Source organism: Pseudomonas sp. D1-1 (assembly GCF_051132225.1).
Lineage (GTDB): Bacteria > Pseudomonadota > Gammaproteobacteria > Pseudomonadales > Pseudomonadaceae > Aquipseudomonas.
In genome coordinates, this window is record NZ_CP071676.1 from 1,521,894 (window position 1) to 1,533,943 (window position 12,050).

Sequence of the window (12,050 nt, forward strand, 5' to 3'; positions counted from 1 at the left end):
ATTTTTACTGAGCTGTGAGTATGCCCGGGCAATCCCCATCCACCGTCGAGCTTGAATTCACCCGACAGCACGAGCAGGAGCATGCGCAAACCTGCCATCAACCGGCGCCTCGGCGGTTGCGCCTGGTGTTCTGGCGTGACGAGCAGTTGGTGCGCAACGCTCTGAAGGCCGCCGGCGAGCCCGGCCTGGTGCTGGATGTGGCGTGCGGGGCGGGGCGCTTCTGGCCGGTGCTGGCCGAACATGCCAACCGGGTGATCCTGGCGGCGGACCCGTCGCCGCAAATGCTTGATCACGCGCTCGCCCACCACGAGCAAGCGTTGCTTGAGCGGGTCAGGACCTTCCCGAGTTCCGCGTTCACCCTCGGGCTATCCGCGAACGCGGTGGACTGTATTTTTTGTCTGCAACTGTTTCTGCATATCCAGGCCAGCGAGCATCGCCTGGCGTTGCTGCGCGAATTCCATCGGGTCAGCCGCGACACAGTGATCGTGTCGGTCCAGATCGAGGGCCGGCTGAGAACCGGCCAGCCGCCACCCAGGCGCCTGGTCGACCGGGCCCGGGTCGAAGCCGAGTTTATCGAGGCCGGTTTCAGCGTGCAGTGGTATCAGGATTTCCTGCCCGGTTTCGCCTTGAAGCGAGTTTATGTATTACGTAAGACCAGTTAACCGCTGATGTAGGACTATTCTTGCGTTTGCGCAGGCGATTTCTCTAAAGCTCTTGCTCCGTAGATGCTCGCAATCGCCGACGGCGATATATACTGCGCGCCATTCTTCAAGGGAGAGCCGTGTGGCCATCGATATTCACTGGATTCGCGACAACGATAGCCTCGGTCGGTTTTGCGCCGAATGGCAACAGTTGCCATTCGTCGCCCTCGACACCGAATTCATGCGGGTCGACACCTTTTATCCCATTGCCGGCTTGCTGCAGATCGGTGACGGTAAAAGCGCCTACCTGATCGACCCATTGACCATTGATGACTGGCAACCCTTGGCTGCGCTGCTGGAGAACCCGGCTGTGCTCAAGGTGTTGCATGCCTGCAGCGAGGATCTGGAAGTCTTGCTGCGCCTGACGGGCAGCCTGCCCGCGCCGCTGTTCGACACCCAGCTGGCCGCCGCTTACCTGAACCTGGGCTTTTCGATGGGTTACTCGCGGCTGGTGCAGGAAGTGCTGGGTATCGAGTTGCCCAAGGGCGAGACCCGTTCCGACTGGTTGCAGCGGCCCCTTTCCGAGACGCAGATCAGCTACGCCGCCGAGGATGCCGTGCACCTGGCGGAAGTTTTCGTCGAGTTGCGCCCGAAGCTTTCCGGCGAAAAATACGCCTGGGTGCTGGAGGATGGCGCCGAGCTGGTGGCCAACCTGCGACGTGAAGTCGACCCGTATGAGGTCTACCGCGACGCCAAGCTGGCCTGGAAACTCTCCCGTGCGCAACTGGCCGTGCTGCGTGAGCTTTACGCTTGGCGCGAACGCGAGGCGCGAGCCCGTGACCTGCCACGTAACCGCATCCTCCGCGAGCATTCGCTGTGGCCCCTGGCCCGCACGCAACCGGATAACCTCGGCGCGCTGGCAAAAATAGAAGACATGCACCCGCGCACGGTGCGTCAGGACGGCGAATTCCTGCTGGACCTGATCAAGCGTGCCGGCAGCGTGCCGCCCGAACAATGGCCGCCCGCCGTGGCCGAGCCGCTGCCCATCGAGGCCGCGGCGCTGATCAAGCGCCTCAAGGCGCTGGGCCAGGCTGAAGCCGAGCGCCTGGGCATTGCTCCTGAATTGATGCTTCGCAAGAAAACCCTCGAAGCCCTGATCAAGAGCGGCTATCCCGAGGGACCTTACCAACTGCCCGATTCGCTGCGTGGCTGGCGCCGCGAGTTGATGGGCCAGGCGCTGCTCGACAGCCTGGCCACCGCCGGAGAACAGCCTTGAAACGTATCTGCTCCATCTACCGAAGCTCGAAAAAAAACGAGATGTACCTGTATGTGCTCAAGAGCGACGCCTTGAAGCGTGTGCCTGAGCCATTGATGGCGGCCTTCGGCAAGGCGATCCATGCCTTCGACCTGGTTCTGAGCCCGGAGCGGCAATTGTCCCGCGAAGACATCAACAAGGTGCTTGAGAACCTCGATACCCAGGGTTATCACCTGCAGATGCCACCGGCGGAAGACGAGTACATCGAGCATCTGCCCGAAGAGTTGTTGCGCCGCAACGACCCGGTCTGATTGCCTTGGGCGTCCGTCCTGGGGGCTCTCGAAACACTGGAATGATTATCGGGATGGCCGCGAAGATGGAGCAACACTCTGTCGGCGGTCGTTTGCACTGTTTTTGAAAGGTTTGATTCATGCGCGTTCTGATTGCCGAACACGACCACGCGATGTATGCCCAGCTCCTGCGCCAGGCTGCAGCCGATATCGAAATCCTGACCAGCGGCGACTCCGCTGAACTGTCACGCCTGGCCGCCGATTGCCCGGTCTGGCTCGGCCAGCCGGACTTGCTGGCGACCTTGTTGCGTCAGGGCCACAAGCCCCGTTGGTTGCAATCGACCTGGGCGGGGATCACGCCGCTGCTGGCCGAGGGCCTGACCCGTGACTACCGTCTGACCCGCGCGGTGGGCATTTTTGGCCAGGTCATGGCCGAATATGTGCTCACCTACATGCTCGGGCATGAGCGCGAAGTCCTGGCGCGCCTGGTCAGCCAGGTGGAGCGCAAATGGGATAATCGCCAGAGCCAGAGCCTGGCGGGCCGCAAGGTATTGATCGTCGGGACCGGCGATATCGGTCGCCGCGTGGCTGAGTTCCTGGTGCCATTTGGCGTGCAGTTGTACGGCATCGCCAGTGAAGCTCGGGAATTGGTGCCGTTTATTGAAGTTGGCGCGTTGCAGGACTTGCCCCGTCTGGTGGGCGAGGTGGACTACGTGATCAACCTGTTGCCGAATACACCGGACACTCACGATATCTACGACGCGGCGTTGTTCAAGCAATTCAAACCCACCGGGCTGTTCATCAATGTCGGCCGTGGCGTGGCCGTGGTCGATGCGGACCTGGTGCAAGCGTTGCAGGACGGGCACCTGGCCGGTGCGGTAATCGACGTGTGCCGCCAGGAGCCGTTGCCACAGCGCCATCCGTTCTGGACCGCCTGGGGATTGTTGCTGACCGGCCACAGCTCCGCACCGACGTCGCCGCCGATGATGGTGCAGTTGTTCCTGGAGAACCTGCGCGCCTATGAGGCCGGCGAAGCGTTGCGCGGGGAAGTGGATTTCAGTCGGGGCTACTGATCCGGCATTCAATGCGCTCCCACAGGGATTGTGTCGAGATCAGAGGGTGAAATCACCCTCGGCCACCAGCTCGCTCAACGGCCGGCGCGGGCTCGGCACTTCGCGGGCCTGGAGGTAGTCGGCCAGCGTCGATTTGTCTCCCAGCTTGCCAATCGCCACGGCCGCGTGCAGGGCGTAGCCGTCGGGGATCTTCAGTTCCTTGCGGGTCAGGTCCTGGTCGAAGCCGGCCATGCCGTGGGTGTGCCAGCCGCTGAGGCTCGCTTGCAACGCCAGGTGGCCCCAGGCCGCGCCCGTGTCGAAGGTGTGGCACTGGGCCGGGGTTTCCTCGGTGGCGCCGGGCACCGCGAAGGTGGTTTTCGAGGCGATGATCACCAGCGCCGAGGCGTGTTGGGCCCAGCCACGGTTGAATTCGTTGAGCAGGCCCAGGTAACGCTCCCAGTTCGGCGTGTCGCGACGGGCATACAGGAAACGCCACGGCTGCGAGTTATAGGCCGAAGGCGCCCAGCGCGCGGCTTCGAAGAAGCTCAGCAGGGTTTCTTGGGAAATGCTTTCAGCGGTGAAAGCGCGGGGCGACCAGCGTTCGATGAACTGGGGGTGGATGGCGTATTCGGCGATGCGGGGATTGGCACTCATGGGCTTACCTTGGCTGGGATCGGGAACGTGATGAAGCAACCTACGTCCAGACATCCGGGCTGACAAGCCCCCTTGTACCGACAGTCGCCAATGCTTGGCCTCAAGAGGCCCCGGCACTAGACTGTCGGCCTTTTCACCACGTGATGTTGATGCTTGAGCCATGGCCGCCAAAGTCGAACCGTTCTGGATACGCAAAACCCTCGATCAGCTCGATTCACAGGAGTGGGAATCGCTGTGTGACGGCTGTGGCCTGTGCTGCCTGCAAAAGCTCGAAGACGAAGACGACAACAGCGTCTACTACACGCGCATCGCCTGCAAGTTGCTCGACCTGAAGACGTGTCAGTGCACCGATTACCCCAATCGTCGCGACTTTGTTCCTGATTGCATCCAGCTCACGCCGGGCAAGGCCGATGAGTTCAAATGGTTGCCGCCAACCTGCGGCTATCGCCTGGTCAGCGAGGGCAAGGACCTGCCGCTTTGGCACCATCTGGTCTGCGGCGACCGTGACGCGGTGCACCACGAACGCATTTCCCAATCCGGGCGCATGCTCGCCGAAGGCAGCGTGGCTGAAGAGGATTGGGAAGATCACCTGATTTTCCGCGCCGGCTGAAACATCCGCCATCGCACCCCGGGAGAACCCATGGCTGCAGGATTGAAACGGATGCTGGCGGCCGGGCTGCTGGCGGTGAGCGGACCGCTGTGGGCCGCGCAGAAAGTCGATCTGGATTATCACGTCCACCTGTTGCCGCAGAGCGACCAGGCCGAAGTGCGCCTGACGCTGGCGCGGGGCTCGGCGGTGCGCAGCCTGGATTTCGATCTTGGAAGCGATGGTCGCTACAGTGATTTCAAAGCCGATGGCCAGTGGCAACTGACCCCCGGTCACGAAGCTCGGGGCGTCTGGCGCCCAGCCGCCGACAAGGCGAGCCTGACTTATCGCGTCCGCCTCAGCGAGTCGCGCAAAAACGGCTCCTTTGAGACCCGCATGACCCCCGGATGGGCGCTCCTGCGCGGTGATGATCTGGTACCGCCAGCCAGGCTGGATCAGCAGGACGGCACCGAGCTGGTGTCACGCCTGGAATTCGAATTGCCGGGTGGCTGGCAAAGCATCGAGACGCCCTGGCCGCGTATCGGCAAGCAGCGTTTTCGCATCGACAACCCTTCGCGCCTGTTCGACCGGCCGACGGGCTGGATGCTGGCCGGCAAACTCGGCAGCCGCCGCACGCGCCTGGGCGAGACCGAAGTGACCGTGGCTTCGCCGCGAGGCCAGGGCATGCGGCGGATGGACGTGCTGACGCTGCTGACCTTCGTCTGGCCGCAGGTGCAGGCAATCGTGCCGCGCCATCCGGCCAAGCTGTTGATCGTTGGCGCGGGCGATCCGATGTGGCGTGGCGCCCAGGGCGGCCATGAATCGATTTACCTGCACAGCCGTCCGGCGCTGGTCAGCGAACGGGGCAGCAGCCCGTTATTGCGGGAGTTGATCCAGGTGCTGGCGCGCATCAACGATCATGATCGCAGCGACTGGATCAGCGAAGGGCTCAACGAGTATTACGCCATCGAATTGCTGCGCCGTGCCGGCGGCATGAGCGACGAGCGTTATCAGGCATTGAATGATCGACTCGCCCGGGACAGCAAGGGCGTCACGATGTTGCGTGGTGAACAGGTGAGCCCGGCGATGGTGTCCAAGGCGGTGCTGCTGTTGCAGGAGCTGGACCGGGAAATCCGCCTGAAAACCCGCAACAAGCGTTCGCTGGATGATGTGCTGCAAGGGGCGATGCGCTTGGAAACCGTCGACACCGAGGAGTTTGTGCAGCTCAGCGAGAGCATCCTGGGCGGGGGCTCCAGCGTTCTGGATACGCGGTTACTTCAGTAACACCGCTTTCGCGAGCAGGCTCGCTCCCACACTGGATCTTCGGTTGACTTACCCTTTGTAATCAACCAACTCCCTGTGGGAGCGAGCCTGCTCCGGGCGGCGTTCCGACGAAGGGGCCATCAGCCTCTACGCATCTGTCCGATCAGAGCCCAGCCTTCGGCGAAACCAACGAATCATTCCCCGTTACCGTAGCGGTGCCGGTCGCCGCCTCGGCATTGGTTTTCATGCGGCTCAGTTCATCGCCGGCCTGCTCGATCCGGGCGCGGGCGTCGTGCAGGTGCTGACGATTTTTTTCCAGCAGGGTCTTGGCCGAACAATGTCCGGTGATGCCGCGGGCCAGGGCCATGCCGCCGATTGCCAGTTGGGCCAGGCCGATCACACCGCCGCGGCGCAATCCCTTGCCCATCATCAGCACCCCACCGGCCAGTGACCCAATGCGCTCCCAGCCGTGCACGTTCTGCGGGCTGCGGGTTTGGAAAGGGGTGGTCTCAACCGGCCCGAACGGATTGTTGTCGCTCATGATCTGTCTCCAGTGTGGGGATGTGTATAAAGCTGACTGCCAGAGCGAATCCGTCGTTCCATGGAATTTCCCGCCGGTCAGCGAAATTGCGGCCCCGAGCGGGTGTTGTTGCCTTTGGCCATGCGGTCGTAGAGCACGACGTTGACTGTAGCGGCCAGGTTCATGCAGCCGTTGGTGGGGATGTAGATCACATCTTCGCACCAGTCGCGGATGTCCTTGTCCAGAGAACCGTCTTCCGGACCGAAGATGTACAGGGCCCGGTCCGGATGGGTGTATTCGGGCAAGGGACGGGCGCCGTCCACCAGTTCCACGGCCACCGGCACGCAGCCCAGGGGCAGGATCTTTTTCAGGTCGTCGATGCCGATCAGCGGGATGTCGTAGTGGACTTTTTTGGTGTCGGTAACGAAGTCGGCAGCGCGTTCGTAGCGCTTGCCGGTATAGAACACCGACGCGACGCCGTAACAGCCGGCGGCACGCATGACCGAACCGACGTTTTCCGGCGACTTGGGGTTGAACAGACCGATGCAGCTGTAGCGTTTGTTGGCCACGGACGGAGGTGCCTTTGGGAAAAGGCGCGATTATACGGGAATGGGGGAGGGTGGTCAGGTTCGAGATCAGTGGTGTTTGTTAGATTGCCATCGCGAGCAAGCTCGCTCCCACACTGGATTTTCGGCGTCCACAAAACCTGTGGGAGCGAGCTTGCTCGCGATGGCGGCCTTACTGCCTGCAACATTTTCGGGTAATGACGACTACTCGTCTTTTTTCATCAGCCCGGCCAGCGCGGCGAAGGGGTTATGCGTCGCCTTGGCGATCTTCGGCGTGCTCAGGGAGCCGTCGCCGAAGTATTGCTGGTCGGTGTAGCGCGAGTGCTCGTTGTCGTGGCAGTACAGGCACAGCAGTTCCCAGTTGGAACCGTCCTGCGGGTTGTTGTCGTGGTTGTGGTCACGGTGATGGACGGTCAGTTCGCTCAGGCGCTTGCCGGAAAACTCACGGGCGCAGCGACCGCAGACGTGGGGGTACATTTTCAGGGCTTTGTCGCGGTAGCCCATTTCCCGGTCGCGCTGGGCGTCGGCGAGGATGCGGTCGAGCTTGGCGGTGTTGGACGGTGGGGTGGACGAACTCATGGGTTCACCTTTGTAAAAAGACTGATGACGGTTGGACAGAGTTTAGCTCAGCCCTTGAGCTTCTCGGCAATCCAGATGGTGTGGCGGGTGCCTTTGTTGCCATGGGCGAACACTTGCACCTCTTCGGCCTTGAAGCCGGCCTTTTTCAGCTTGTCGGAAAACTGCCGGTCAGCGCTGGCCGACCATACCGCCAGCACGCCCTTGGGGCGCAGGGCCTTGGCGCACGCGGCCAGGCCGCCGGCCGAATACAGCCAACTGTTGGCTTTCTGGGTCAGGCCTTCCGGGCCGTTGTCGACATCCAGCATGATCGCGTCGAACCCTTGCGGCTCGGCTTGCAGGACCTTGGCGACGTCTTCCATGCGGACCACGGTGCGCGGGTCCGACAGCGGTCGCCCGGCCTTTTCGCCGAGGGGGCCGCGGTTCCACTCGACCACACCCGGGACCAGCTCGGCCACTACCACTTCGGCGCTCTTGCCCAGGTGTTTCAGGGCGGAGGCGAGGGTGAAGCCCATGCCGAGACCACCGATCAGCACCCGCGAGCCGGGACGGCCGGCGACCTTGCGACAGGGAATCTCGGCCAGGGCATCTTCGGAACCGTGCATGCGGGTATTCATCAACTGTCCGCCGTCACCGCCCTGGATCTTGATGACGAAATCTTCGCCATACTCGAAAAGGCACAAGGCACCGCCGTTGTCGGGAATGGGCGTGGTGTCGAGAAGAACGAAACGTTTCATGGAAATCTCATGGGAATGGGGCAGACCGGCCCGGTTGGGACTAGCCTGAAAGCAGACAATAGCCACGGAGCCATTGATGAAGTGCACCATTCTAACGGCCATTGCCGTGGCGGCGCTCTCGATAAGTTGCGCCCAGGCCCAGCAACCGACGATTCCCGTCAACCCGCCGAGCATTCCCGGGGCGCCGGGCACCGCCACGCCCATGCCGTATCCGCCGGTCACGCCCAACGGCGTGCCCAAGGCTGCCCCACCGGGTGGCGGCCCGCCGCTGTTGCCGCCGATCGAAATGCCCAGGCCGCCGAAGGACCAGCCGATCCCGGGCATGGAACCGAAGCCGGCGAAGGCGAAGTCGCCGGGGGGTTAGATTTTTAACTCGACGCCATAACCTGTGGGAGCGAGCTTGCTCGCGATGGCGGCGGATCGGTCAGAATTAAAGTCGACTGACACACCGCTATCGCGAGCAAGCTCGCTCCCACAGGGGCTCGTGCAAGGTCCAATGGTTCAGCTACACCTGCTGCGACAGCAACTGCCCGTCGGCCATGCGCAGGCGCTTGGACAGGGAGACGGCGAGGGCGCGGATGATCTTGGCGGCGATCTTCGGTGCGTCGTTGAGCATTTTTTCCAGGGAGTCCTTGCCCAGGTTCAACAACTGACATTCGGTGGCGGCGATGCAACTGGCCGAGCGTCGTTCGCCGTCGAGCACGGCCATTTCGCCGAAGGCGCGGCCGCTGCGCAGCGTGGCGATGGTCACGGGCTGGCCGTCGGGGCCGGTTTTCTGCACGGCCACCTGGCCGGTGTGAAGGATGCACATGAAACTGCCGGCATCGCCCTCGCGAAAAATCGCTTCGCCCTGGGCGACGGTACTGATGCTGAAATAGCCCGATGCCGCGGCAAAGTCGACGGGCAGCAGTTGGTCGAACAGACCACAGTCCATCAGCCAGTCGCGAATTTGGTTGTTCAGTAAGGTCGGTTCTGACATGTCGTCACGGTCTTTTCTTATCGTGTTCTGCGGTTTTGGATTGTCTTGAATGTAAGGCGATTCCCTGTGGGAGCGAGCCTGCTCGCGATGACGGCGTGTCAGTCGAATTGAAATTGACTGATCCGACGCTATCGCGAGCAAGCTCGCTCCCACATTGGACTGTGTTTTATCTGGGCCCGGCGTATGGAGCTAAGACCCGGCCATCCCACAGAGTTCCTCAAGCCACGCCCAAAACCTTCAAGACAAATGCGTATTCGAGCGCTACGTCACGCAATCCCTGGTAGCGGCCGCTCATGCCGCCATGGCCAGCGCCCAGTTCGGTCTTGAGTAGCAGCGGGTTTTCGTCGGTCTTGGTCGCGCGCAGTTTCGCCACCCACTTGGCCGCTTCCCAGTACTGCACGCGGCTGTCGTTGTAGCCGGCGATCACCAGCATTGCCGGATACGCCTGGGCGCGGACGTTTTCGTACGGCGCGTAGGCCCGAATCCGATCATAAACGTCCGGCTCCTCGGGGTTGCCCCATTCGTCGTATTCGGTCACGGTCAGTGGCAGTTCGGGGTCGAGCATGGTGTTGAGCACGTCGACGAACGGCACTTCGGCGATCGCCACCTTGAACAGCTCCGGGCGTTGGTTGAGGACTGCGCCGATCAGCAGGCCACCGGCGCTGCCGCCGCTGATCGCCAACTGATCGGCCGAGGTGAAGCCCTGGGCGATCAGGTGTTCGGCGCAAGCGATGAAATCACTGAAAGTGTTGTGCTTGTGCTCCTGCTTGCCAGCGCGATACCAGGCCTCGCCCAGTTCGCCGCCGCCGCGCACATGGGCGATGGCAAACGCTACACCACGGTCCAGCAGGCTCAAGCGCGAATGGGAGAACCATGGGTCGAGGCTTTCGCCATAGGCGCCGTAGCCGTACAAGTACAGCGGCACGGGCTTGCCCAAGGCCTCGCGCTTGACCACCAGGCTGATGGGCACTTGCGTACCGTCCGGTGCCGTCGCCCAAAGCCGTTGGCTGACATACGCATCGGCATCAAACGGACCCAGCACCGGGGTTTGCTTGAGTACGACCTGAACACCGCTGGCCAGGTCCAGCTGGCGGATCTGCGCCGGACGATTCAGCGCTTCGTAGCGCAGGCGAATGCGCTCGCTGACAAACTCCAGGCTGTTCTGCACGTGCAGGCTGTAGGCCGCGTCCGGCAATTGCACCCGATAGGCCGGTAAACCTTGTGGGTGGACTTCGATGATCGGCAGGCCGCCCTCGCGCAGGCTCAATGTCATGGCGCTGGCGTTCAGGCTCAGGCCGTCGATCATCACCGTGTCACTGTGGGGGATCAGGTTCTGCCAGTCGGCTTCGGCCGGCGCTTCGCCCATATCGGGCGCCTGGTACAGGGCGAAATTGATGCCGTCGCGGTTGCTGCGGATGAACCAGGTCCATTGCCCTTCGAGCAGGCCATGGTCGACATCGTATTCGTGGTTCTCTACCCGTGGCGCGACGCAGGTAAACGGTTGTTGTGGTTGCGCCGCGTCCAGCACCCAGACTTCGCTGGTGGTCTTGCTGCCCAGGGACAGGATCAACTGCCGCTCGGAGCTTGAACGGTAGCAATGCAGGAAAAAACGCCCGTCCGGTTCATTGAACACTTCTTCGGCGGCGGTGCCGTCCAGGCGATAGCGCAACAGCTTGTGCGGGCGATGGGTATCGTCGAGTTCGCCGAAGAACAGCGTCAGGCTGTCGTTGGCCCAGGTCATGCTGCCGTCGCAGTTTTCGAAGGACAGTTCGCTGACCTTGTCGTTGGACAGCTCCTTGACGAACAGCGTATAGATCTCATCGCCGCTGGTGTCCAGGCTGTAGGCCAGACGCTGATGGTCGGGGCTGATGCTGAACGCGCCGAGGGAAAAGAAACCGCCGCCTGCCAGCGCGTTCGGGTCCAGCAACAGCTGTTCACGACTTTCATCGACCGTCAGGCTGTCATCGGCCGGACGCGGGCAACGGTAATGGCGAGCGTATTCATCACCCGCCGTGGTGCGGGTGTAATACAGGTAAGGACCCCAGGGCGAGGGCAGGGAGAGGTCGGTTTCGAGGATTCGTCCCTTGATTTCCTGGAACAGCGTTTCGCGCAGTTCGGCCTGATCGGCGAGCCGGGCTTGCTGGTAGCTGTTTTCAGCCTTCAGGTATTCGAGCACGGCGTCGGTGTCGCGCTCCTGCAGCCAGGCGTAGGGGTCAACACCGGGGGCCTTGCGGGCAATCGGGGCGTCGGGAACGTGGGCGGATAGGGGCATGGAAAAACTCTCAAGCATGATACGAACAGGGACAAGTGGCCGACGGGGTCAGTTCGGTAGCCGGACCGAAAAACTCACCCCGCCGGGCACCCGGCAGATGCCGGGGCAGCCTGACGAGCGAAAAGCCGTTACTATAAGCGCCTCTTTGCCTGCCTTGCCATGGACACCATGACCGAGAACGATTATCTGATTGCCTGGGGTCTCTACGCCTTCGCCGCCCTCGGCTGCCTCCTGGTGTGGATGCGCATGACCCGCTTCATGTGGCGCTGGTTGCGCGAGCCGCTGCGGCTGCTGATGGCGGTGTTGCTGTTCAGCCCGACCATCGTCGACCCGGTGAAGGAAAAGGTCGCCCCGGCGCTGGCCATTGCCGCCCTGGACTTGCTCTTCAAGGTTGGCAACAACGTCTGGCGCGCAGCGTCCGACCTGCTCATGTACGCCATGATCGCCTTCGGCCTCTATCTGGTCCTGGTGCTGATCCGTATTCCTGTCGAACGCGCGGCCAAGGCTCGCCAGGAGCGGGCCGCCGCAGCCAAAGCGGCCGCCGCTGCCGAGCCTGACGACGAGCCTGCGTTCGGCGTGGCCGGTGACGACCGTTATGGTCGCCCACCCGTGCCGAGCAATCCCCAGCGTTCGCGTATCGAACCGCGCCTGTAACCGGG

At 62.5% G+C, this 12,050-nt stretch carries 15 protein-coding genes; 8 read left to right on the forward strand and 7 right to left on the reverse strand.

Going from position 1 to position 12,050, the window contains the following annotated elements; all coding sequences use genetic code 11:
• Positions 1-20: 20 nt before the first annotated feature.
• The 4 genes from J3P86_RS06755 (at position 21) to J3P86_RS06770 (ending at position 3,259) form a co-directional block, all read left to right on the forward strand.
• The gene (locus tag J3P86_RS06755; protein ID WP_434699714.1) at positions 21-662 is read left to right on the forward strand and encodes a class I SAM-dependent methyltransferase; all 642 of its coding nucleotides are present in this window, start codon (positions 21-23) and stop codon (positions 660-662) included.
• Between the two features lie 121 nt (positions 663-783).
• The gene (gene rnd / locus J3P86_RS06760; protein WP_434699715.1) at positions 784-1,917 is read left to right on the forward strand and encodes a ribonuclease D; all 1,134 of its coding nucleotides are present in this window, start codon (positions 784-786) and stop codon (positions 1,915-1,917) included.
• Positions 1,914-2,207 carry a YcgL domain-containing protein gene (locus J3P86_RS06765; RefSeq protein WP_434625409.1) on the forward strand — a complete coding sequence of 98 codons (294 nt, stop codon included), beginning with the start codon at positions 1,914-1,916 and terminating at the stop codon, positions 2,205-2,207. The genes rnd and J3P86_RS06765 overlap by 4 nt, the downstream gene beginning before the upstream one ends.
• A gap of 119 nt (positions 2,208-2,326) precedes the next feature.
• On the forward strand, positions 2,327-3,259 hold the full coding sequence (locus J3P86_RS06770; protein ID WP_434699716.1) for a D-2-hydroxyacid dehydrogenase: 933 nt from the start codon (positions 2,327-2,329) through the stop codon (positions 3,257-3,259).
• 39 nt (positions 3,260-3,298) lie between these two features.
• On the opposite strand, the gene J3P86_RS06775 is transcribed toward J3P86_RS06770, so the two are convergent.
• Positions 3,299-3,892 carry a nitroreductase family protein gene (locus J3P86_RS06775; RefSeq protein WP_434625406.1) on the reverse strand — a complete coding sequence of 198 codons (594 nt, stop codon included), beginning with the start codon at positions 3,890-3,892 and terminating at the stop codon, positions 3,299-3,301.
• A 160-nt stretch (positions 3,893-4,052) separates the two neighbouring features.
• Here J3P86_RS06775 and J3P86_RS06780 point away from each other — a divergent pair, with 160 nt between their 5' ends.
• Positions 4,053-4,502 carry a YcgN family cysteine cluster protein gene (locus tag J3P86_RS06780; RefSeq protein WP_003184256.1) on the forward strand — a complete coding sequence of 150 codons (450 nt, stop codon included), beginning with the start codon at positions 4,053-4,055 and terminating at the stop codon, positions 4,500-4,502.
• A 30-nt stretch (positions 4,503-4,532) separates the two neighbouring features.
• Positions 4,533-5,762, forward strand: coding sequence for a hypothetical protein (locus J3P86_RS06785; protein WP_434699718.1), 1,230 nt, complete (start codon positions 4,533-4,535; stop codon positions 5,760-5,762).
• Positions 5,763-5,904: 142 nt separating this feature from the next.
• Here the strand turns inward: J3P86_RS06785 and J3P86_RS06790 are convergent, their stop codons facing one another.
• From J3P86_RS06790 to J3P86_RS06805, 4 genes are all read right to left on the reverse strand, one after another.
• On the reverse strand, positions 5,905-6,282 hold the full coding sequence (locus J3P86_RS06790; protein ID WP_434603062.1) for a YgaP family membrane protein: 378 nt from the start codon (positions 6,280-6,282) through the stop codon (positions 5,905-5,907).
• Positions 6,283-6,359: 77 nt separating this feature from the next.
• On the reverse strand, positions 6,360-6,830 hold the full coding sequence (locus J3P86_RS06795) for an RNA methyltransferase (protein ID WP_264432809.1): 471 nt from the start codon (positions 6,828-6,830) through the stop codon (positions 6,360-6,362).
• Positions 6,831-7,031: 201 nt separating this feature from the next.
• Complete coding sequence (locus tag J3P86_RS06800) at positions 7,032-7,406, reverse strand: YajD family HNH nuclease (protein ID WP_003184246.1); 375 nt, start codon at positions 7,404-7,406, stop codon at positions 7,032-7,034.
• Between the two features lie 47 nt (positions 7,407-7,453).
• Positions 7,454-8,140, reverse strand: a complete 687-nt coding sequence (locus J3P86_RS06805; RefSeq protein ID WP_434673768.1) for a spermidine synthase — start codon at positions 8,138-8,140, stop codon at positions 7,454-7,456.
• A gap of 76 nt (positions 8,141-8,216) precedes the next feature.
• On the opposite strand from J3P86_RS06805, the gene J3P86_RS06810 reads away from it, so the two are divergent.
• Positions 8,217-8,504: a hypothetical protein gene (locus J3P86_RS06810; protein ID WP_434653330.1), complete on the forward strand. Its 288-nt coding sequence runs from the start codon at positions 8,217-8,219 to the stop codon at positions 8,502-8,504.
• Between the two features lie 141 nt (positions 8,505-8,645).
• Here the strand turns inward: J3P86_RS06810 and J3P86_RS06815 are convergent, their stop codons facing one another.
• Both J3P86_RS06815 and J3P86_RS06820 read right to left on the reverse strand, forming a co-directional pair.
• Positions 8,646-9,119 carry a cyclic nucleotide-binding domain-containing protein gene (locus tag J3P86_RS06815; protein WP_434569467.1) on the reverse strand — a complete coding sequence of 158 codons (474 nt, stop codon included), beginning with the start codon at positions 9,117-9,119 and terminating at the stop codon, positions 8,646-8,648.
• Between the two features lie 217 nt (positions 9,120-9,336).
• Positions 9,337-11,391: a S9 family peptidase gene (locus J3P86_RS06820; RefSeq protein WP_434699719.1), complete on the reverse strand. Its 2,055-nt coding sequence runs from the start codon at positions 11,389-11,391 to the stop codon at positions 9,337-9,339.
• A 159-nt stretch (positions 11,392-11,550) separates the two neighbouring features.
• On the opposite strand from J3P86_RS06820, the gene J3P86_RS06825 reads away from it, so the two are divergent.
• A complete protein-coding gene (locus tag J3P86_RS06825) occupies positions 11,551-12,045 on the forward strand; it encodes an MFS transporter (RefSeq protein WP_305496183.1) in 495 nt (164 codons plus the stop codon).
• The last annotated feature ends 5 nt before the right edge of the window (positions 12,046-12,050 follow it).

Excerpts from the sequence above, each read along its gene's own strand:
- J3P86_RS06755 (WP_434699714.1), top strand. The coding sequence starts at position 21 with ATGCCCGGGCAATCCCCATCCACCGTCGAGCTTGAATTCACCCGACAG.
- J3P86_RS06770 (WP_434699716.1), top strand. The coding sequence starts at position 2,327 with ATGCGCGTTCTGATTGCCGAACACGACCACGCGATGTATGCCCAGCTC.
- J3P86_RS06775 (WP_434625406.1), bottom strand. The coding sequence starts at position 3,892 with ATGAGTGCCAATCCCCGCATCGCCGAATACGCCATCCACCCCCAGTTC.
- J3P86_RS06780 (WP_003184256.1), top strand. The coding sequence starts at position 4,053 with ATGGCCGCCAAAGTCGAACCGTTCTGGATACGCAAAACCCTCGATCAG.
- J3P86_RS06785 (WP_434699718.1), top strand. The coding sequence starts at position 4,533 with ATGGCTGCAGGATTGAAACGGATGCTGGCGGCCGGGCTGCTGGCGGTG.
- J3P86_RS06790 (WP_434603062.1), bottom strand. The coding sequence starts at position 6,282 with ATGAGCGACAACAATCCGTTCGGGCCGGTTGAGACCACCCCTTTCCAA.
- J3P86_RS06800 (WP_003184246.1), bottom strand. The coding sequence starts at position 7,406 with ATGAGTTCGTCCACCCCACCGTCCAACACCGCCAAGCTCGACCGCATC.
- J3P86_RS06805 (WP_434673768.1), bottom strand. The coding sequence starts at position 8,140 with ATGAAACGTTTCGTTCTTCTCGACACCACGCCCATTCCCGACAACGGC.
- J3P86_RS06810 (WP_434653330.1), top strand. The coding sequence starts at position 8,217 with ATGAAGTGCACCATTCTAACGGCCATTGCCGTGGCGGCGCTCTCGATA.
- J3P86_RS06815 (WP_434569467.1), bottom strand. The coding sequence starts at position 9,119 with ATGTCAGAACCGACCTTACTGAACAACCAAATTCGCGACTGGCTGATG.
- J3P86_RS06820 (WP_434699719.1), bottom strand. The coding sequence starts at position 11,391 with ATGCCCCTATCCGCCCACGTTCCCGACGCCCCGATTGCCCGCAAGGCC.
- J3P86_RS06825 (WP_305496183.1), top strand. The coding sequence starts at position 11,551 with ATGGACACCATGACCGAGAACGATTATCTGATTGCCTGGGGTCTCTAC.